Here is a 21,196-nt window from a genome sequence, read left to right on the forward strand (position 1 = left end):
TTAGTTGATCCTGGAGCCGGTCGCAGCGTCGAAGAGATGCACATGGGCAAGGTTGGGCCGTACGGTTATGGTCGAGCCCGATTGCGCCTGAACGCGCTCGCGGAACACGCCGATGACCTTATGTTCACTCAGCGTCATGGTGACCTGGGTTTCCGATCCCATCGGCTCGACCAGCAGCACCGTGGCTGGGAGGCCATCGGTAGCGAGCTCGAAATGTTCGGGGCGAATGCCATAGACGGCATTGCCACCGGTGACACCAGCGGGCAGTGGCAGGGTCGTGCCTGCCGCCTCAAAGCCATTTGGCGTAATCTTGCCGCCGACAAAGTTCATCGCGGGCGACCCGATGAAACCGGCAACGAACTGGTTGGCCGGCCGGTCGTAAAGATCGAGCGGCTTGCCGATCTGTTCCACCTTGCCGCCATTCATGACGACGATCTTGTCGGCCATGGTCATGGCCTCGACCTGGTCATGCGTCACATAAACCGTCGTGACGCCGAGGCGCTGGTGGAGGCTCTTGATCTCGCCGCGCATGACGACGCGCAGCTTGGCATCGAGATTGGACAGCGGTTCGTCGAACAGGAACACCTGCGGATTGCGTACGATGGCGCGTCCCATGGCAACGCGTTGGCGCTGGCCTCCGGAGAGCTGGCGCGGATAACGGTCGAGCAATGGCACGAGGCCGAGGATATCGGCGGCCCATTTCACCCGCTCGGCGATCTCGGCTTTGCTGGCGCCGCGGTGTTCGAGCGAAAAGCCCATATTGGTCGCGACCGTCATATGCGGGTAGAGCGCATAATTCTGGAACACCATGGCGATGTCCCGGTCCTTGGGATCGAGATCGTTGACTACGCGGGCGCCGATCGAGACTTCGCCATCGCTGATGGTCTCGAGGCCCGCAATCATGCGCAGCAGGGTGGACTTGCCGCAGCCGGACGGCCCGACAAGCACGACGAATTCACCATCGGCAATGTCGATATCGACCCCGTGGATGACCGCAACGTCGCCGTAGTTCTTCTTGACGTGGTGGAGCGTGACTGGCGCCATCGAAAATTCCTTTAGCCCTTGAGGCCGGTATGGGCGAGGCCCTCGACGAACTGCTTCTGGGCGATGATGAAGACGGCCAGGACCGGCAGCGCCGTCATTGTCGCCGCCGCCATCTGGATGTTCCACATGGCGCCGCCATAGGCGTCGGTGAACTGGGTCAGCGCCTGCGGCAGGGTGAACATGTTGCGCGAGGAGATGAAGACGATCGGTTCGAGATAAAGGTTCCAGCTATGGAGGAACGTGAAGATCGCCACCGCGCCGAGCGCGGGTTTTGCCAGCGGCAACGCGATGATCCAGAAAATCTTGAACCGTCCGAGGCCATCGACGCGCGCCGCTTCCTCGAGCTCGCCGGGCAGGGCGATGAAGAACTGCCGCATGACAAAGGTGGCAAAGACCGACGGCGCGCCAAAGATCGGCACCAGGATCAGCGGCCAATGCGTATTGATCATGCCCCAGCCCAAAAACATCTGGAACAGCGGCACGATGGTGACTTCCGAGGGGATCAGCAGCCCCAGCAGCACCACGGTGAAGAGGAAATTGCTGCCCGGGAACTTGATGCGCGCAAAGGCATAGCCGGCCATGGACGAAAAGATCATCGTGCCGGCGGTGACGATCGCCGCGATATAGGCCGAGTTCCAGTATTGCTGGCCGAAGGGCTGCAGCTCGAACACTTTGGCATAGGTCGTCCAGTCGAAGCGGCGCGGCCAAAGATCGGGCGGAAAGGCGAAGATGTCGCTGATCGGCTTGACCGAAGAGGTCAGCATCCACCAGGTCGGAAAGACGAAGGGGATGAGCAGCACGCACATCAACCCGTAAAGCGCGATCTGCACGCGGGGGAAGCTCAGTTTTCATAAAAGACGATCCGCTTGCGCAGCTGCCACTGAACAAAGGTCAGCACGGCAACGATCAAAAACAGCAGGATCGACAGCGTCGAGCCATAGCCGAAATAGTGGAACTGGAAGGCCTGCTGGTAAAGGTAATAGACCAGCACCGTCGTCGAGACGCCCGGACCGCCCTGGGTCAGGACCGCGATCTGCGCAAAGACCTGCAGCGAGCCGACAATGGTGATGATCGAGGTCAAAAGGATCGTCGGTGAGATCATCGGCACGGTGATGCGCCGGAACTGCTTCCACGCCGAAGCGCCATCGACGCGCGCGGCCTCATAGAGTTCCTTGGGCACGCCCTGCAGCGCTGCCAGAAACAGGATCATGTTGAGCCCGACATTCTTGAACACCTGCACGACGATCACCGAGACCATCGCCGTCCCCGGCTCGCGCAGCCAGTTCGGCCCCTGGATGCCGATCATCTGCAAGAAGCCGTTGATGCCGCCATTGTTCTGCAGCAGGAAGCTCCAGACGATGGTCCAGGCAACCAGCGAGACGACCACCGGTGAAAAGAACAGCGTCCGAAACACCACGATGCCGCGCAGCTTCTGGTCGAGCAACACGGCAAGCAGCAGCGCGAGGCTCATGTTGAGCACCGCCAGCCCCGCCGAAAAGATCGCCGAGGCCGTCAGCACCCGCGGCAATTGCGGATCGCGCAGTAGCAGCTGGTAATTGGCGTCGCCAACGAAGTTGAAGCTGTTGGCCAGCACGTTCCACTCGTGCAGCGAATACCAGAACACAAGGCCCAGCGGGATCAGCACGAAGACCACCGTGCCGATCAGCTGCGGCGCGACAAACGTGTAGCCGGCAATGGCATCGCGCCGCTCGATGGTCCAGAACGGACGTTTTCTTGGTGTCGTTGCCGTTGTCATGGAAAGGCTCCGGGAGTCGGGACGGGGCCGGCGCGCGGCCCCGTTGAGGATCGATCAGCGCATCAGCATCGGATTGATGCTGTCGCAGATCGAGGCCATCACGGCCGGAACGTCGGCATCGGCAACCCAAAGGCTATCGAGGCCGGCGCGCACGGTCTGTTGAATCTGCGCAAAGCCGGTATGGCCGGGGATGACCTTGCCATTGGTGATGCCGTTGATGACCACGGCGTCGAGCTGTTCGGGCGAAAGGAGCGGATTGGTCTTGCCCAGGGCCTCGGCGGTCAGCAGCGACTGGCGGGCCGAAGGAAAGAACTGGCTGAGCTTGGCCGAGTTTTCCGGATTGGTCATGTAGCCGAGGAAATCCGCGGCGACCTGCGCATTGGGGCTGGCGGCAAAGACGCCGATCGCAGCCTGGCCGATCATGGCGTATTCGCCGGCCGGACCCGCCGGCAGCGGCACGAGGTCCCAATCGAAGGCGTTTTCCTTGGGCAGCAGCGAAGCGCGGCTGATCTGGGTGACGGTCATCGCCGCGTCGCCGGCAAAGAAGTCGGCCGTTTCGCCGGGGCCGGGCATGGCCTTCTTGGTGAAGATGGCGTCATGGATGAAGCTCATCGCATCGACCATCGGCTGTTCGGTGAAGGTGCAGGTCCGGCCGTCTTCGCTCCAGGGCGCCGCGCCCCAACCGGCATAGACCGAGGTTAGGTTCTGCCAGGTCTTGTAGTCGAAGTCGCGGATGATGAGCCCGCTCTTGCCCGAGGCAGCCAGGGCCTCGGCGGTGGCAATGGCATTGTCCCAGGTCCAGGTGCCCGCCGCGATCATCTCGGCCGGCGTTTGCGCGCCCGCAGCGGTGATGACGTCATTGTTGACGAAAACACCGAATGGCGAGGTCGAGAACGGATAGGCATAAAGCGTGCCGTCCTTGCTCCAGAGTTCGAGCGGACCGGTCGAAACATCGGCCAGGTCATAGCCCTCGGCATTGCTCAGCGTATCGGTCAACGGGAAGAGCGCACCGGAATTGACGAAGTCGGCAGCGCTGGTCTCGAAGATCCAGGCGAGATCCGGCGCATTGCCGCCGGCGATCTGGGTGGTCAGTGTCGTCGTGTAATTGTCGAACGGGATCGGCTCGAAGGTCACGGTGACATTGGGGTTGTCGGCCTTGAAGCTCGCGGCGATCTCGTTGAACAGCGCCAGATGCGCCTCGTTGGCACTCCAGATCGTCATGCGCAGATTGACCGCGTCCTGTGCCCAGGCCACGCCGCTCCAGGCGAGGGGCAAGATGATGCCGGCCAGTGCGGCCGTTGATTTAAGCGATGTGAATTTAGACAACGTATCCTCCTGTTTGTAGCGTCTAGTAGCCGCGCACGTCCGGCCAGCGGATCTCGATCCCCTCGCCATAGAGCCGGGTTTGGAAGTCTGCGAGCCGGGCGTCGTTTTCCTGCACCTGGTGTGGTGTGAGCCCGTTGTTGAGGCAGTGTGCGGCGAGCAGGCCGGCGACTTCGCCGACATTCCACTCGACCGGATGCAGCCGGTAGCAGCCATTGGTGATGTGCGTGGTGCCGATATTCTTGCCCGCCGGCAGCAGGTTCTTGACCCGCTTGGGCAAGAGCGCCCCGAGCGGAATTTCGAAAGGCGCGGACTCGACGTCGACATAATTGTCGCCACCGGTCGAAGGGTGGAGGTCGATGCGATACATGCCGACGCCAATGCTGTCGCGATACTGCTTGGACAGCTGGTTGCCATGGATGGTCATCGACACATCCTGCTCGACGATGGTGGTCACCGCCTTTATGCGCCGGCTCTCGCGGATATAGGGCGCCATGGCGAGACCATGGTCGGTGCCGGTGACGTCACCGCGCAGCCGCAGGCCCGGGAAACCGACGCCGCCATCGACGCGCGGCGCTTCGGTCTGCAGCCAATAAAACACCGAATAGGAAAGCTCGGCAGCCGCAGCGAGATGGCGCGCCTTTTCCTCTTCGGAAACATCGATGATCGAGCCTTCCATATAGTCGATCATCGGCCAGTTCACGAGGCAGATGTCGGACCCATAGGCGCCCGGAACGAAGTTGCGGCGGGCCGCGATGCGGCGGAACGTCCAGAGATTGCCATCGCCCGGATTGCGGCGCTGATCGGCATCGACCAGCAGCGGATCGTCATCCGGATTGGGCGTGAAGGAGCGCTCGGTGATCTCCAGCGTGCGCGGATGCGGCGCCTTGAAGCCAAGCAGCGGACCGCCCCAGAAGCTGGGTTGATACTTGCGCCAGAAGTCGTAATTGGCCGGCTTGTCGATGGTCTGGTCGCCATCGACATGGTCGATCGCAAAACACACCGATACGGCCTGCACATTGTCGGGCTGCGCCACGTCGGGAGCGCTGGGTTCGCCCGTATCATGCCGGCTCTCGAAGCCGGTGACATAGTCCGTGCCCGTCATCGGTAGGAGGTCGCCCAGTTCGGTGGCGTCGATGATATAGGGCGCGGAAACGACGATTTCGGCCCCCCCCTGTCGCGATGGCGCAGGGTGATGGAACGCACCGTGTCGCCCGCGACATCGGCCGCCACCGGCCGATAGGGCTGCAACAGCCGCAGCTTGCCGCCGCCGATATAGGGCATCAGCATGGCGTTGATCACCGCGACACCGACGCGGGGCTCGGCGCAGAGACGGCTGACAAAGCCGGCGCCGGGGTTAAGATCGGGCCAGGCGCGGCTTTCGGCCGTCAGCGGATAATGGTCGCGATAGAACTGGCGGATGCCGGTGCGCAGCTGGCGGTAGGTGCGGGTAATGCCGAACTGCTCGACCCAGCTATGTTCATCCGGCGGCACGGCCTGGCTTGTCAGCTGGCCGCCGAGCCAGTCGAATTCTTCGCTCATGATGACCGACCGGCCATTGCGCAGAGCGCCGAGCGCCGCCGCGACGCCACCAAGGCCGCCGCCGACGACGAGGATATCTGCACTGAGTTCTTTTTGGGTCATGGTCTCGTCTTAAGGCTTGTTCGATGGGCAGGGCCGAGGGTTTCCCCCTCGACCGGGTCGCATTGGAGCAGGATCTGCTCGATGGGTGCGTTTTGCTCGACGCGTCGCACCAGCATTTCCGTGGCGCCGCGGGCCATGGCCTCGCGCGGGATGGAAAAGGAAGTGAAGCGCCGGCCGGGCTTTTCGGCGCGGATATGATTGCCGAGGACGACGATCGAGAGTGCGTCCGGCACCTCGATGCCGCGACGGCGCGCCGCCTCTTCCACTTCGATTGCGTCGGCAAGCTCGGTGAAGAACACTGCGGTGGCGCCACTCGCGAGAAGGAAGTCGAGGTTCTTGTCGCCCCGCTGGCCGACATCGGGAATATGCGCGACGACGTGAAGGCCGGCGATGGCTCCGGAAAAGCCGGCCCAGCGATCAATGGTCGACTCGGCGCCTTCCGAAGGGCCGACATAGGCAATGCGGGTGTGGCCAAGGCGTCGAACCTGATCGACCAAGTCGGCGGTGGCGGAGGCGTAGTCGCTGCCGACATAGGGCACCGGCCCTCCGGCATCGTCGCGTCGGCCGACGGCGACGAATGGGTAGTCGCCGGCCACGAGACGAGCCAACTCATCGCGGTCGAACTCGCGGCCCAGCACAAGGCATCCGTCGGCCAGACGAAGGCGCGTATTGTTGCCAAAAATCTTACGCTGCTTGCCGGCCGCCGCGCCGGTCAGCAACAGGAGGTCATAGCCGAGTTCTTGTGCCGCTTCCTCGATGCCAAGTAGGAAAGGGGTGAAGAAGTCGGCCTGCGCCGAAGGAAAAGCCGGCTCGTAGGTGAAGACGCCCAGGATACGATTGAGGCCCTTGGCCATCCGTCGCGCCACCGGATCGGCGACATAGCCGGTTTCGCGAATGACCTTGTTGACCCGTTCGCGCGTCTCTTGGGGAATGCGGCCTTCAGCACTGACCGCGCCATTCAACACGAGGGAAACAGTTGCCTGGCTGACCCCAGCCAAGCGTGCAATGTCCCTTTGTGTCAGGCGCTTCGTCGCTGCCAAAACCATCCTCACAAAACGCTAATACGTATTAGCTGTTAATGCGTATTAGCGGATTGGCGCGGTGCGTGTCAACGGCGACTCCATGTGGTCCGAAGCTAAATTTGCTGCCAGTGCCCTGTGGCTATGCGCCCGAGGCGCGGCGAGGCGAGCGGCGCGACGATTTTGGCTTTCCACTCGCCCAGCAGATCATGCCACCGCGTGCCCTGCAGCATGGCCGCACCGATCGCCACGGGTTTAAGGCCGGCACTCCCCAGCAGGTTTAGCGCGGCAGCCATAGATGTCCCTGAACTGATGACGTCGTCGATGACGGCAATCCGCTTGTCCTCGAGCAGCGGCAGGGAACGCGGATCGAGAAACAGCGTCTTTTGCTGATTAGGACTGGTGATTGACGACATCGGCGCGGAAAGCTCGTCGCGATACCAGAACTTGCGCGATGTCCCGAGCGCTACCATACGGCCATGACCGAGTCGCCTCGCCACATTGTTTGCCAGGGGCAGGCCAAGTGTCGGCACGCCGATAATGACGTCAGGCGAAAATGGCCGCAGCAGATCGGCCAGCGCGGCCGATATGGCGTCCTCCACCGCAAAGCTCGCCTGATTGATGATCAGCGACGCCACCGCTGCCGTCCCGTCCCCCGGCAAGACCCGGATGGGCAGCAGAACCTGGCGGCCATCCGGAAGCGATACCGGATAGCTGTCGACCCATCCTTCGGCGGGTGAAGCATGCGAGCCGGCTGGATCTACGGTCTGCCAGAACTGGTGGGGAAGAAGCGACAATCACGGTTTCCTTGCTGGCCAAAGGCGGAGGGCGGATGCTAGGCCGAACCTCTACCGACGAGCTTATAGTCCCATGTCCCACGGCCACAACGACCCATTCGACCTCGATGCCATGATTGCCCTCCGGCGCGACCTTCATGCCCATCCCGAACTCGGCTTCGAAGAAGAGCGCACCAGCCAGATCGTTGCCGCAGAGCTCGAAGCCGCCGGCATCGAAGTTCACCGTGGAATGGGCAAGACCGGCGTCGTTGGCACTTTGCGCGTTGGCGATGGTTCGCGCTCGATCGCACTCCGCGCCGACATGGACGCGCTGGCCATGCCCGAACTTGGCGATGTTCCCTATAAGTCCGGCACCGCCAACACCATGCATGCCTGTGGCCATGACGGACATACGGTCATGTTGCTTGCTGCGGCCAAACACCTGGCGCGGACCCGAGCCTTTTCCGGCACGGTCCATTTCATTTTCCAGCCCGCCGAAGAGGGCCGTGGCGGTGCCAGGGCCATGCTGGATGATGGCTTCCTCGATCGCTTCCCCATCGACGCCGTTTATGGCCTTCACAACATGCCGGGCCTCGCCACCGACGAAATGGCCGTCGTCGTTGGACCACAACTGGCCTCTTCAGACAGCTGGGAAGTCACCTTCCACGGCGTCGGCACCCATGGCGCCAAGCCCCATCTCGGGCGCGATCCCATGACTGCGGCCGCACATTTTCTCACCGCCATTCACACCATCGTCGCCCGCATCGTCGACCCGCTGCAGCCGGCGGTGGTCAGCGCCTGCGCCATTACGGGCGGCGACTTTCGGGCGCTCAACGTCATCCCCGACGATGTCCGCATCGGCGGCACGGCCCGCGCCTATACGCCTCAAGTACGCGATCAACTCGAAGCTGAAATCGGCACCTTGGCCCAGGGCATCGCCACCACTTTCGGCATCCGCGCCAGCTACGAGTTCAAACGCCGCATTCCCCGGTCGTCAACGCCGCCGAGCCAACTTCGGTAGCGCTCAGGGCTGCCGAGGCTGCCACCGGTCGACCCGTCGTCACCGACTTCCCGCCCTCGACGGCCGGCGATGACTTCGCCGAGTTCGGCAATCGCGTCCCGGGCTGCTATGTCTGGCTGGGCAATGGCCCCGCCGTCGACGGCGCCCTGCATCACAATTCGCGTTATGACTTCAACGACGCAGCCATCGAAACCGGCGCCCGCTTCTGGACCGCAGTGGTCGAAGAGGAGCTGCGCTAGCGCAGCCCTTCCGCCAAAAGCGCAAGCACGCCCGCAGCGTCGACCCGCATCGCCACGGAAACCGGCGAACCAGCCTCGTCCTGGATCAGCCCACCGGCATCGGTGTCATCGCTGACATTGACCGACAACCGATAGCTGTCGACCCCGAAGAGCTCCGGCGCCACCGCCAGCACCATGACGCAAGGATCGTGCAGCGGCCGGCTGGTCTTTTCATCCTGGACATAGGCCGTCAGCAGCGCCGCGGCAGTATCGCCAGCCACCGTGCCGCGCAGTCCCTCGACATAGTCCCGATCGGCGCGGATGCGACGCGTGACATCGAGCGGGATCAGCGTCGTTCGGATACCGCTCACAAGCACCAGGGCGGTGGCTTCCGGATCTGCGGCAAAGTTGAATTCCGACGTCGGTCCGGCATTGCCCTTTTCCACAATGGCGCCACCCATGACGATCAGGTGCCCAATGCGGCTTGCCGCCTGCGGATGCCTTTCAATCAGCTGCGCGACATTGGTCAGAGGACCTAGCGCCAGGATATCGATCGAGCCACTCGGCTCCGACAGCAACGTCTCGGCCATCCAGCCCACCGCGTTATCGCTCAAGACCGGCGCTGCTGCCGGGAGCGTGACGCCACCCAGCCCGTCATTGCCGTGGATTTCGACCGCATCGATGGTCTTGCGCCGCAGCGGCCCCGACGCCCCGGCCACGACCGGAATGTCGCTCCGGCCCATCGCGGCAAGCAGGCCCCCGCATTCGCCGTCGTCCGTGCCAGCCCGATATTGCCCGCCACCGTCGTCAGCCCCAGCACCTCAAAGCGGTCGCTCGCCAGCGCAAATAAAATGGCCACCGCGTCGTCTAGACCAGGGTCGGTATCGATGATGACCTTTCTATTCATAGAGCGGCGCCAATACCATTTCGGGGACCTTGACCAAGCCCTTGTCGGTGATGCGAATTTCAGGGATCACCGAGAGCGGGATGAGGTTGAATCCCATATAGGGAATGGTGCAGCCGGCATTTTGCCATGCAGCCTTCAGCGCCTGGTTTTCCGCCGCGACCTCATGCACGCGCTTATCCGACATGAGGCCCGCGACCGGCAGGCCGACAAAGGCGGTGACGACGCCATCCTGCACCACCACGATGCCGCCCTTGGCCTCCTCGATGGTTGCAAGCGCCAGCGCCATGTCGGCCTCGTTGCTGCCGGCGAGGATGATGTTGTGGCTGTCATGCCCGACACTTGAGCCCACCGCGCCGTTGGTGATGCCGAAATCCTGCAAGAGGCCATGCGCGATGCCGCCATCGGATTTGCCATGCCGTTCGATGATGGTGACGAAGCTCAGATTGTGCTTTTCGAGGATCGCCGACCAGTCATTGGCCGGCTCGATCGCGACCTTCCGATGCGGCAAGACGATGCCGGGCATTTCGATACCAATGGCGTTGGCAACCACCGGGGCGGTCGGTAGTTCCGGCGTGAGCTTGAGCCCTTGGGCAGGTGAACGGTATTGTAGGCCGCCTCGGGATAGCGATAGCGCTGGTTAAGCGTTTCTTCGAGCAGGGGCGTGATCTTGCGGTCGTCGACCACGAGCTCGCCGCCATACCAGGTGCTGACCGGCTTCATGCTGTCATCAAGCAGCACCAGGTCCGCGCGGTGTCCGCCACCCAGCCCGCCGATCTCGTCCCCCATGCCGAAGCGTGTCGCGCCATGCAGCGAGCCCATGGACCAAGCCTGTTCCGGCTTCATGCCGCAGCGGATCGCCTCGCGCACGACCCAGTCAAGGCCGAAGCTCAAGAGATCATCGGCATCGCGATCGTCGGTGCAAACGCAGAACCGCTTGTGGCTGGCACCCAGCTCGGTGATCGGCTTGATCGCCTCGACGATCGAGTTCCAGGGCGTCGCCGGATTGCCGCCGCGCAAGAATACCCAGATGCCGGCATCGACGAAATCATTGGAGATGTCCCGGTCGATGGCCTCATGCGTATCGGTCACGCCGGCAGCGGAATAGGGCGCAACGAACTCGCGGCCATAGATATGGCCCGACACCGGGCGGTTGCGTTTCAAGGCTTCAGCGATGATGGCATGGCTGCGCGGATCGCCCATGGCGACCGGCACGAAGTCCATTTTCTCGCCCAAAGCCATTGCCTCGGGCCACTTGTCGAACAAGGCACCGATCTTTTCCGGCGTCAGGTCGCCACCGGCCGTCTCGAGCTCCGGAGAGGTCGCCGGAACGGTCGAGGGCACGGTAAGGAAAATCGACAGCGGCGCCAGGCGCGCGTCTTCCAGCATCGCCTCGACACCGGCCACATCCATGACATTGCCGATCTCGTGGCTGTCGCAAAAGATCGTTGTCGTGCCGTTGAGCAGCGCCGCTTCCGCATAGGCGCAAGCCGTGACCATCGAGCTTTCGATATGGATATGCGGATCGACCAGACCCGGCGCGATGATGCCACCACGCGCGTCATAGACAGCCTTGGGTGCAGGACCTTGCGATGCGCACCCGACGGCATGACCGCAGCAATGCGCCCATTGGCCAGCCAGATTTCGCGATCCGCGGAAATACGCTCGGAATAGGTTGAGAGCACCCGTGCGCCGGTGATCACGAGGTCCGCCGGTGCGCGGCCACCCGCGACGGCCGCCAGGTGTATTGTGCTGGCGTGAAGCGGCGCGACGGAGAAGCGGTTGAGGATCATGGCTTTGTCTCCGCGAAGGCTGCGAGAATGCGCACCCAGGATCGGATGCCTTTGTGAAAGCTTGAGAGGTCGTATTTTTCGTTGGGACTATGGATGCGATTGTCGAAACGGCCAAAGCCGATCAGTAGCGCATCCATGCCCAGCCGCTGCTTGAATTCACCAAGGATCGGGATCGAGCCGCCGGTGCCGGCAAGCGCCGTCTCGCGACCCCATTCGTCGGTAAGCGCTGCGCGCGCCGCGTTCAAAAGCGCGCCGTCGAGCGGCATGGCCTGGGCAGGCGCCGCAGCATAGGCCTTGAACGCCACCGTGCAATCGGGTGGCAGAAGGCTTTTCACATAGTCGCGGAAAAGCTGCCTTATGCGGTGCGGATACTGGCCGGCAACCAGCCGGAAGCTCAGCTTTGCGCTAGCCTGAGCCGGAATAACCGTCTTAAAGCCATCGCCAGTATAGCCCGACCAGACCCCGTTGATCTCGCAGGTCGGCCGCGCCCAAACCTGCTCCAGCACCGAGCGACCACTTTCGCCGGCGGGTGTTTTCAGTCCAACATCGGACAGGAATTTTTCGGCATCGAAGGGCAGTCGGTTCCATTGCTCAACGACCTCCGACGGCAGGTTCGCCACCCCATCGTAGAAGCCCGGTATGGCGACACTGCCATCCTCATCGTTCCGCAGCTTGCCGATAACACTGCCGATGACCTGCGCGGCATTGCGCGCCGCACTGCCGAACATGCCCGAATGCAGGTCCCGATCGCCGCAGTTTATAGTGAACTCTTCCGACACGAAGCCGCGCCACATCGTGGTAATGGCCGGTGTGTCGCGGTCCCACATATCGGTGTCGCAGACCAGCATGACGTCCGCTCTTAGGTCCTCGCCATGCTGTTCAAGAAACGGGCCAAGGCTCGGGCTTCCCGCTTCTTCCTCGCCCTCGAACAACATCGAAACCTGGATCGGCAGCGAACCGGTTTCCGCCTTCCACGCCCGGCAAGCCTCGATAAAGGTCAGCAGCTGGCCTTTGTCATCGGAAGCGCCGCGGCCAAGAATGTGGGTCTCGCCATCCGGCTGCGGGGAAAGCGACGGTTCGAAGGGCGCCGTGTTCCAGAGGTTGAGAGGATCAACCGGTTGGACGTCGTAGTGCCCATAAAACAGCACATGCGGCCCCTCGGTGGCAGGGCCATGGGCCACGACCATGGGGTGGCCTGCGGTGTCGCGCACGCTGGCATCGAAATCGAGAGCCGACAGCTGATCCCGCAGCCACTCGGCGGCGCGCCGGCAGTCCGATGCATACTGCGCTTCGGTCGACACCGACGGAATACGGATCAGCTCGAACAGCCGGTCGAGACTGGCAGGGATGTCGGCGTCGACATGGGCGAGGATGCGGTCAAGCTGGGTCATGGCTCTCGTCGATGCGGCGCATTTCGGCCTTGAAGGAATTGGCGATCTGAACGGCGTCACGCACGGCGCCGACAGGGTCGAGCGTTTCCAGCTGCCGATTCCGCATCAGCCATCGACCGGCGACCATCGAATGGGTGACGTCACTGGGCATCGCAGCAAAGACCAGCAGCGAATAGGGATCGTAGATCGGGTGAAGACGCGGCGCGGCGAGGTTGATGCGGATGAGGTCAGCCTGCTTGCCCACCTCGAGCGAACCGGTCTTGAGGTTAAGGCTCAGCACCCGGGCGCCCTCGATGGTCGCCATTCGCACCACTTCAACCGCCGGCAGCGGCTTGCGCGAACCGCCCAGAAGCTTGGCGAACATCGAGACCGGCGCAAACTGGGAGAAGAGATCGAGCGTATTGCCGCTCATCGCGCCGTCGCTGCCGATGCCGACGGGTAGGCCCGCATTGCGCATCTTTTCCACCGGCGAAATTCCTCGGCCTGCCTTGCCGTTGGAGCGCGGATTGGTCGCGACGCAGATCTGCGCTTCACTCATCATGGTGATGTCGGCGTCGTCGAGCTGCAGGCAATGCGCGGCGATGAGATTGGGTTTGAGGAGCCCCGCATCGCGCGTCACCGCGACCGTGCTCTGACCATGCGTTTTTCGCGCCCATTCCACTTCCAGCGTGCTTTCCGCCAGATGCATCTGCACCGGAACATCCGGGTTGGCAAGCGACCAGTCGGCGATACGCTCCATGACGGCGCGGCCGGTAGAGTAGGGCGCATGCGGCGCGATCGAGGGCGTCACCAGGGGATGATCGCGGTAGCGATCGACCAGGTCCTCCACCAAGGCAAAACCCTGGTTGAAAGTCTTGTGGTCCGGCGGATCGAAATCGGCCAGCGTCTGCCCGACGATGGCGCGCAACCCTGCGCGATCGCAGACTTCTGCTACCTCGGTTTCGAAATAATACATGTCTGCGACGGTGGTCACGCCGCCTTGGATCATTTCGACAGCCGACAGGGTCGAGCCGATCCGCACCATCTCGGCCGTAACGAATTTGCGCTCGAGCGGCAGGATGTAGCGATAAAGCCGGTCATCCACGTCTTCGGCGAGGCCGCGGAAAACCGACATACCCATGTGGCAGTGGGTGTTCACCATGCCCGGCATGACGATGTCGCCGCCGCAATCGATGATCTCGGCGCCAGCAATTGAGGGCGGAGGGCCAGACCCCATTCCGGTTATGGTCGAACCGTCGATCTGCACCCAGCCCGGATTGTGCTCGCTCAGAGTGTCGTCGAGCGTCAAAACCCAGGCATTGGTGAGAAGGATCGTCATTCCGGCGATAGGATCGTGCACTGTTCGGGGACGGGCACGAGCTTGGCGGCAACACCAGGCTCCAGCGGCCGGGTCAGAGGACCGTTGGCAATCAGGGGGCCCGCCGGCGTTTCGGCCTGATATTGATAGGCGCGCCCGAGATAGGTGCGCAGCCCGAGCGTTGCCGGAATGCCTTCCATGGCGGCATTGTCGGTGACCTGGAGGCCATCGGCCCGGCAGGCCAGGATGAAGCGATCCGGAATATCACCGAACTGCTCAAGCCCGAGCGTCAGGCGAACCCCGCCCGCCATCTCGGCTGTGATCTTTGCGCCATCGCGCTCCACCACCGTCATGGGGATAAGGTTTTCGAAGCCGACAAATCGCGCCACGAAGGCATTGGCCGGGCGCTGGTAGAGCCGCTCGGGCGTGTCGAGCTGCATGATGCGACCCGCATGCATGATGGCGACGCGATCCGAGATGGAAAACGCCTCTTCCTGGTCATGGGTGACATAGACCGAGGTCGTGCCATTGGCCCGCTGCAGCTGGCGGATCTCGACGCGCATGTCGATACGTAGCTTGGCATCAAGATTGGAAAGGGGCTCGTCGAACATTAGGAGAGGCGGCTCGATCACGAGGGCACGCGCCAGGGCGACGCGCTGCTTCTGACCACCCGAGAGGGCGCCGGGCAGGCGGTCGGCAAGATGGGCGAGGCCCACCCGCTCCAGCATGGCGGTGACGCGCTTGGTCTTCGCTTCCCCGGAAATACCGCGCTGCTTGAGACCAAAGCCGACATTGTCCGCCACCGACAGGTGCGGAAAGAGCGCATAGTTCTGGAACACGAGGCCGATGTCGCGCTGGTGTGGCGGCAGGCGGGTGAGGTCGCGGCCGCCCAGTGTAATGGTGCCCGAAGTTGGCTGCAGGAAGCCGGCGACGAGCCTCAGGGTCGTGGTCTTGCCGCAGCCGGAGGCGCCGAGCAGGGAGACGAGTTCGCCTTCGCCGACGGCAAGCGAGAGGTCTTCCAGCACTTTGGTGGTGCCGTAATGCGCGGAAATGGAATCGAGGGTAAGGGAGTGGGTCATAAGATCATTTGGCCAGGAAGGTGAGGCCGAGCGTACGCTCGACAACGGCCATCACGGCCACGGTAAGGATCATCAACAGCACCGAAACCGAAGCCACGGTGGGATCGAAGAACTGCTCCATATGCGCGAGCAATTGGATGGGAAGGGTCGAAAGCCCCGGCCCCGTCAAGAAGATCGAGATGGAGACGTCGTTGATCGAGGTGATGAAGGCGAGAATGAAGGCCGCGATGACGCCGGAGCGCACGTTCGGCAAAAGCACGGTGAAAAAGGTCTTGAGCGGTGGCGAGCCCAAGCTGATCGCCGCTTCTTCGATGGAGAAATCGAATGAGGCCAGCGAGGCGCTGATCACCCGCACCACATAGGGCAAGACGATCAGCGCATGCCCGAACAGCAGCGAGAGGTAGATCGGCGAGTTGAACTGAACGGCAACGTTCTTGAGCAGCGAAAAGCCCAGCACCAGCTCGGGCACCAGCACGGGCAGGATGAACAGCGTCGACAGCCACCCCGGCAGCTGGATGCGATGGCGATTGAGCGCATAGGCGGCCGGAATGCCGATGATCAGGGCGATCGTCGTCGATAAAAGTGCGATCTGCAGGCTCGTCAGGATCGTGCGGCGGAAAGCATCGATGGCAAAAATGTTCTCGAACCAGCGCAGCGACAGGCCTTGCGGCGGAAAGGTCAGGTAGGTCGTGTCGCTGAGCGCCGCGCCAAGAACGATGATCAGCGGACCGACCAGGAACATGAAGACCAGCGCGGTGCCGGCAATGAGCAAGGGATGGATATTGCGGGTCATCAGGCGGTCATCGGGTTGAGGCGGCGGGCCATGGCGTTCATCGCCGCAACGATGGCGATGGTGATGACGACCATGACGGCGGCGATGGTGGAGGCGGCGACCCAATCGAAGGTGACCATTGCCTGCTGGTACATCAGCGTTCCCATCATCATCACCTGTTCGCCGCCCAGAAGCTGCGGCGTGGCATAAGAGGTAAAGCTTCCCGTAAAGACCAGCACGGCGCCGACGATAAGGCCCGGAACCGCAAGGGGCAGGGTGACCTGCATAAAGGTCGCCGAGGGCTTTGCACCAAGCGAGGACGAGGCCTGGATCAGATCGTCTGGAATGGATTCCAGCACGCCGACAAGCGTCAGGATCATCAGCGGCACGAAGAGGTAGACCATGGCCACGATCACCGCGCCCTGCGTATAGAGCATCTGGAACGGCTCGGTGATCAGTCCGAGACTGATCAGGGTCGAGTTGAGGATGCCGTTCTTGCCAAGAATAATGAGCCAGGCAAAGGAGCGGACGACGACGCCCGTCAGCAACGGAAACACCGCGGCGATGATCAGGATGGATTTGAGCCAGCCCGGCGCGCGCGAGACGACATAGGCCGTCAGAAATCCGATCACCAAAGCGATCACGGTGACGGCCAGCGATACTTGGATAGTGCGAAACAGCACGGCGCGACGAAAGCCGCTGCCGAAAAATGCAGCATAGGTGGCAAAGGGCCCGCCGGGCGTCGTGAATGTGGTGACGATCGTCGCCAGCACCGGCAGAACAAGAAATACCACGACCAACAGCGTGGCAGGGGAGGCCTGAGTCCAGCCGGCGAAACGTTTCATACTATGGCCTTAAGGAAGAGCGGCGGGGCGGCCGTGGCCACCCCGCCAAGGTCGATTACATGCCGAAGATTTCGTTCCAGCGGTCGACCCAACCGCCCTTGGCGGCGTTCATCTTGGCATAGTCGATGCGCTGGAGGCCGGCGATCACGTCGGCACCATAGGTCCAGAGCGATGCCTGTTCCGGGGTCAGTTCGACCGAAGTCACGACCGGAGCGTCGACGCCCTGTTCGGCCAGCTGCTGCTGGATTTCGGGCGACAGGATGAAGTTGATGAACTCGTAGGCCAGTTCGGGTTCGGCAGCACCGGTCGGGATATTGACGGTGTTGAGCGTTGCGATCGCGCCTTCTTCAAGCTCGGCCCATTCGACGGTCGGAACGGCTGCCTGGATCTGGCCGAGGGTAAAGTCCTGTGCGACGGCAGCAGTGATCTCGCCGGTCGAGAACAGATTGATCATTTCCGAGCCGGTATTGTAGTTCTTGACCACGTTCGGCTTGAGCTCTTCGACCGCCGCAAAGGCTGCGTCTTCATCGGCAAAGGCATCGACGCCAGCGTGATCGCCGGCCTTCATCACGACCATCGGACCGGCCGTGGTGGTGATGCCGGGCAGCGACAGCGAGCCGGCAAGGTCTTCGCGCCAGAGATCTTCCCACGAAGTGATCGGGGTCGTGACCTTGGAGGCGTCATAAACGATGCCGACGCGGCCGATCGTGTAAGCGGGGCCGTAGCCCCCTGCGGGTCCTTGGCGAGGTCATAGATGCCGGCAAGGTTTGGCAGCTTGGCCGGGTCGATTTTCTGGAAGAGGCCGGCTTCGATGCCCTGCTGGCTGAAGCTGTCGGAGAAGTAGGCGACGTCGACGCCCGCGCCGTTGCGGATCTGGATCTTGTTGAGGCGCTCGCCATTGTTGCCGGTCTCGAACACAATCTCGCAGCCGCACTGCTCGCGGAACGGCGCCAGCACGATGGACTCGAGCTTTTCGCCGTTGAAACCCCACCAGGAGATGGTCAGCGTCTTGCCCTGTGCCATTGCCGGGGCAGCAGACAGCATGGCCGTGGCGGAGATCGCCAGAGCGGTAACGAAGAACTTGTTCATAGACGGCTTCCTGTTCGCGTCGGCTAGGCACGACGACTGATTGAGAATTATGCTCCCCGCCGCAAAGCCTATTTTTGCGGCGGTGCGACTGCAAGCTCAATCTTTAAGCGCGCATCAGCTTTGCACTACATCTATTTGCTTGACCCGATGGGGCGGTCTGACGAGTTTGCCGGCGAGATCGAGCACGAGAGACCACCCTTATGAGCCAGGCGCCAGAAGACCTCCTGATCAGCGCCGCTGACGAAATCAGAATCCGCCAGAATCTTGCCCTTGTCGCCTTGGGCCAGCGGCCGGCAACGCGCGCCATCCATGTCGGTCGGCTCCTCGATGTTCACGGCCGCCGCTGGCATGACGACCAGGAAATCATGGTTTCGGGCCGGCGCATCGCCTGGGTGGGACCGACCGGAAAATACCCCGGCATCGTGGACGAGCGTATCGATCGCTCGCATCTGGCAGCTGTCCCCGGCTTTGGCGAAGTGCACAAGCACATCGAATCGAGCCACCTGACGCCCGAGTACGAAGCGGCTCTCGTTCTGCCCTTTGGTTGTACCTGGACCTGTGAAGCCAGCCACGAGTTTTCCAACGTTAATGGGCCGAAAAACCTCGAATTCTGGCTCAAGGCACGTCTCGCCGGCTCGCCCATGAAGATCTTCCCGCTGCCCGGCTCGGCAGTGCCGCCGACCGCCTATGAATGGGGCGGCGGTCACTTCGGCTATGATGAACAACGTGACTTTCTTTCCAGCCAGTTGATGGTGGCCGGCCTCGACGAAGTCATGGACTGGCCTGCCGTCTGGAACCCGGAAAACCCGTCCTATGAGCGACTCTGGGGCATGATCGGCGCCACTTTCGAACAACGCGGCGTCGTCGAAGGTCACGCGGCCGGCATGCGCGCCATCGACGATATCAACGCCTTCGCCGCAGCCGGCATGGCCTCCGACCACGAAGCCTGGACCCCTGAGGAAGTCGCAGACAAGCTCCGGCGCGGTCTCTTCATGGAAATTCGCCCGCATTCGCTCAAAGAGATCGTCACCGGTCTGCTGGCGTCCGGCCAGGAGGACTGGTCGCAGTTCGCGCTCTGCACCGATGATCGGTCCTGCTCCGACACCATGAAGCTGGGCGCCACCGACCACAATGTACGGCTCGCCATCGAGGCGGGCCTCGCGCCCGAAATCGCCATCCAGCTCGTAACCATCAACCCGGCGCGCCACATGCGCCTTACGCCCTGGGTCGGCTCGATCGCGCCCGGCCGCTTCGCCGATCTGGTCCTTCTCGACGACGTCCAAACCCTGTCCATCGCCGAAGTCTGGGCCGACGGACAGCAGGTGTCCGAGGGCCGGGACTACGTGGGAGCCCTCCTCAGCATCGACTGGCCACAATGGGCGACGCAGACCGTCACCATCGATCGCGAAATGACCGCCGACGACTTTGCCATCCACGCGCCCGAGGGCCGGCAAAGCGTCAATGCTGCGCTGCTGCGGCCATTCCACTGGGCCGACGATTTCATCACCACCGAGCTCTCCGTCCGCGATGGTCTCGTCGAGCGCGACCCTGATCGAAACATCACCAAGTTCGCCATCGTCGACCGCTTCTCCGGCGAAGGCAAAACCTCGGCCATGTTCTGGCTCGGCACCGGGCCGCGCACCCAAGATACAGCGCTCGCCTGTTCCATGGGCCACGACAAGCACAACATCTGGGTGGTCGGCTCCTCCGACGCCGCGATGGCCAAGGCGGTCAACGCCTTGCGGGAAACTCAAGGCGGCTGGGCCTTGGTGGGGCGCGGCGAACTCCTGGCGACCGTCAAATACGAGGTCGGCGGCCTCATTGACCTGCCGCCCGGCACCCGAACTCGATAAAGAAATGCAGCAGCTCTACAAGGCTGGCGAAACCATCGACTGGATGTATGAGCCGACCTTCTCGCCGCGCTGGTGGCCTGGCTTTCCCGAACGCCTCGCCTTTGCGACGCTCACCTGTGCGCCTTGGCGCTGGGTGCTTGTCGCGCCATCGCCGCTTGCGCCCAACGGCTTCGTCAATGTCGCCACCGGAGAGACGCACGATATCGTTTGGTGAACATAAGCGCCTGTTAATCCAGCCATCATTGGCCTTGCCAACAGCCATGCCTTGCCACTTAGATGAGCAGTCGGGAAGCGTGGGCGTTTTTTACACAGATCGGGAACTATGATGATGGATCAACTTAAACTCGGACGCCGCGCCTTCGTGTCGATGCTGGCCATCGGCACCGCTGTTGCGCTCTCCGGCGCAAGCTTTGCGCAGGACGTGATCAAGGTCGCCGCCGTCTGGACCGTGCCTGTCGAACAGCAATGGGCGCAAGCCGCCTGCATAACGCGCTGGTCGCGGCGCAGGAGCGCGGCGAGATCGAATACGTCTATTCCGAAAACACCACCGCCACCGACTATGAGCGCGTCATGCGCGAATATGCCGAGCAGGGCATCGCCCTTTTGATTGGCGAAGCCTTCGCTGTCGAAGCGCCGGCCCGCGCTGTGGCCGCAGACTATCCCGAGGTCAAGTTCCTGATGGGCTCGTCGCTGCCGCCCGTCGAACCCAACTTTGCGACCTTCGACAACTTCATCCAAGAGCCGAGCTACCTGACCGGCATGATCGCTGGCGCCAAGACCGAGTCCAACGTCATCGGCATGGTCGGCGGCTTTGCCATCCCGGAAGTCAACCGCCTCATGAACGCCTTCATGGCCGGCGCTCTTTCCGTCAATCCAGAAGCCAAGTTCTCGATCAGCTTCATCAACTCTTGGTACGATCCGCCGAAGGCCAAGGAAGCTGCCTTCGCCATGGTCGATGCTGGCGCAGACATTCTCTACGCCGAGCGTTTCGGCGTTTCCGATGCCGCCAAGGAACGCGGCATCCTCGCCATCGGCAACGTCATCGACACCGCAGCCGATTATCCCGGCACCATCCTCGCCAGCGCTCTTTGGCATGGCGAGCCGATGATCGACAAAGCCATTGCCGATGTGAAGGCCGGTTCCTTCACCGCCACCGATTACGGCATCTATGCCTTCATGGAATATGGTGGCTCGAGCGCCGTCTATGACGAGGCTCTGGCTGGTCCAGAAGCCGTAGCCGCCGCCAAGGCCAAGGAAGCCGAAATCCTCGACGGCAGCTTCAAGGTCGAGATCAACGACGCCGAGCCGTCCTCCACCATGTAGTCTTCTGCCGGGCATCTTTGGGTGCCCGGCTTTTCTTTCTGGGGCGGGC

Annotated in this window: 10 protein-coding genes and 8 pseudogenes; 3 read left to right on the forward strand and 15 right to left on the reverse strand. The window is 62.6% G+C overall.

All coding sequences use genetic code 11. The features are described from left to right. The 7 genes and pseudogenes from G5575_RS06380 to G5575_RS06410 form a co-directional block, all read right to left on the reverse strand. Positions 1-1,044, reverse strand: coding sequence for an ABC transporter ATP-binding protein (locus tag G5575_RS06380; protein WP_164533540.1), 1,044 nt, complete (start codon positions 1,042-1,044; stop codon positions 1-3). 11 nt (positions 1,045-1,055) lie between these two features. Beyond that, positions 1,056-1,896 (reverse strand): annotated as a pseudogene (locus G5575_RS06385) (carbohydrate ABC transporter permease). Next, entirely contained in the window at positions 1,886-2,800 is a 915-nt protein-coding gene (locus G5575_RS06390) for a carbohydrate ABC transporter permease (protein WP_164533541.1), read from the reverse strand. Before G5575_RS06390 ends, G5575_RS06385 begins: the two are co-directional and overlap by 11 nt. Before the next feature lie 54 nt (positions 2,801-2,854). Next, the gene (locus tag G5575_RS06395) at positions 2,855-4,126 is read right to left on the reverse strand and encodes an ABC transporter substrate-binding protein (RefSeq protein WP_235935623.1); all 1,272 of its coding nucleotides are present in this window, start codon (positions 4,124-4,126) and stop codon (positions 2,855-2,857) included. Positions 4,127-4,148: 22 nt separating this feature from the next. Further along, a pseudogene (locus G5575_RS06400) lies at positions 4,149-5,767 on the reverse strand (FAD-dependent oxidoreductase). Continuing rightward, on the reverse strand, positions 5,764-6,807 hold the full coding sequence (locus G5575_RS06405) for a LacI family DNA-binding transcriptional regulator (protein WP_164533543.1): 1,044 nt from the start codon (positions 6,805-6,807) through the stop codon (positions 5,764-5,766). Before G5575_RS06405 ends, G5575_RS06400 begins: the two are co-directional and overlap by 4 nt. 95 nt (positions 6,808-6,902) lie before the next feature. Beyond that, on the reverse strand, positions 6,903-7,583 hold the full coding sequence (locus G5575_RS06410) for a phosphoribosyltransferase (protein ID WP_164533544.1): 681 nt from the start codon (positions 7,581-7,583) through the stop codon (positions 6,903-6,905). A 73-nt stretch (positions 7,584-7,656) separates the two neighbouring features. Here G5575_RS06410 and G5575_RS06415 point away from each other — a divergent pair. Beyond that, positions 7,657-8,822, forward strand: a pseudogene (locus tag G5575_RS06415) (M20 aminoacylase family protein). Here G5575_RS06415 and G5575_RS06420 read toward each other — a convergent pair. The 8 genes and pseudogenes from G5575_RS06420 to G5575_RS06455 all read right to left on the reverse strand — a co-directional run bounded on the left by G5575_RS06420 (position 8,819) and on the right by G5575_RS06455 (position 17,971). Next, positions 8,819-9,708: pseudogene (locus tag G5575_RS06420) on the reverse strand (nucleoside hydrolase). The pseudogenes G5575_RS06415 and G5575_RS06420 sit on opposite strands and share 4 nt — an antisense overlap. Beyond that, positions 9,701-11,498 (reverse strand): annotated as a pseudogene (locus G5575_RS06425) (adenine deaminase). Before G5575_RS06425 ends, G5575_RS06420 begins: the two co-directional pseudogenes overlap by 8 nt. Then, the gene (locus tag G5575_RS06430; protein WP_164533545.1) at positions 11,495-12,889 is read right to left on the reverse strand and encodes a M20/M25/M40 family metallo-hydrolase; all 1,395 of its coding nucleotides are present in this window, start codon (positions 12,887-12,889) and stop codon (positions 11,495-11,497) included. The pseudogene G5575_RS06425 and the gene G5575_RS06430 overlap by 4 nt, the downstream one beginning before the upstream one ends. Next, a complete protein-coding gene (locus tag G5575_RS06435; RefSeq protein WP_164533546.1) occupies positions 12,876-14,207 on the reverse strand; it encodes an amidohydrolase family protein in 1,332 nt (443 codons plus the stop codon). The genes G5575_RS06430 and G5575_RS06435 overlap by 14 nt, the downstream gene beginning before the upstream one ends. Next, positions 14,204-15,265, reverse strand: coding sequence for an ABC transporter ATP-binding protein (locus tag G5575_RS06440; RefSeq protein WP_164533547.1), 1,062 nt, complete (start codon positions 15,263-15,265; stop codon positions 14,204-14,206). Before G5575_RS06440 ends, G5575_RS06435 begins: the two co-directional genes overlap by 4 nt. 4 nt (positions 15,266-15,269) lie before the next feature. Continuing rightward, positions 15,270-16,061 carry an ABC transporter permease gene (locus G5575_RS06445; protein WP_164533763.1) on the reverse strand — a complete coding sequence of 264 codons (792 nt, stop codon included), beginning with the start codon at positions 16,059-16,061 and terminating at the stop codon, positions 15,270-15,272. Beyond that, entirely contained in the window at positions 16,058-16,882 is an 825-nt protein-coding gene (locus tag G5575_RS06450) for an ABC transporter permease (RefSeq protein ID WP_164533548.1), read from the reverse strand. The genes G5575_RS06445 and G5575_RS06450 overlap by 4 nt, the downstream gene beginning before the upstream one ends. Positions 16,883-16,937: 55 nt before the next feature. Next, a pseudogene (locus G5575_RS06455) lies at positions 16,938-17,971 on the reverse strand (ABC transporter substrate-binding protein). 200 nt (positions 17,972-18,171) lie between these two features. Here G5575_RS06455 and G5575_RS06460 point away from each other — a divergent pair. Together G5575_RS06460 and G5575_RS06465 are read left to right on the forward strand one after the other, a co-directional pair. Then, positions 18,172-20,038: pseudogene (locus G5575_RS06460) on the forward strand (adenine deaminase). Between the two features lie 153 nt (positions 20,039-20,191). Beyond that, a pseudogene (locus tag G5575_RS06465) lies at positions 20,192-21,147 on the forward strand (BMP family protein). The last annotated feature ends 49 nt before the right edge of the window (positions 21,148-21,196 follow it).

This window comes from Devosia aurantiaca (assembly GCF_011058215.1).
In the GTDB taxonomy this organism is placed as follows: domain Bacteria; phylum Pseudomonadota; class Alphaproteobacteria; order Rhizobiales; family Devosiaceae; genus Devosia; species Devosia aurantiaca.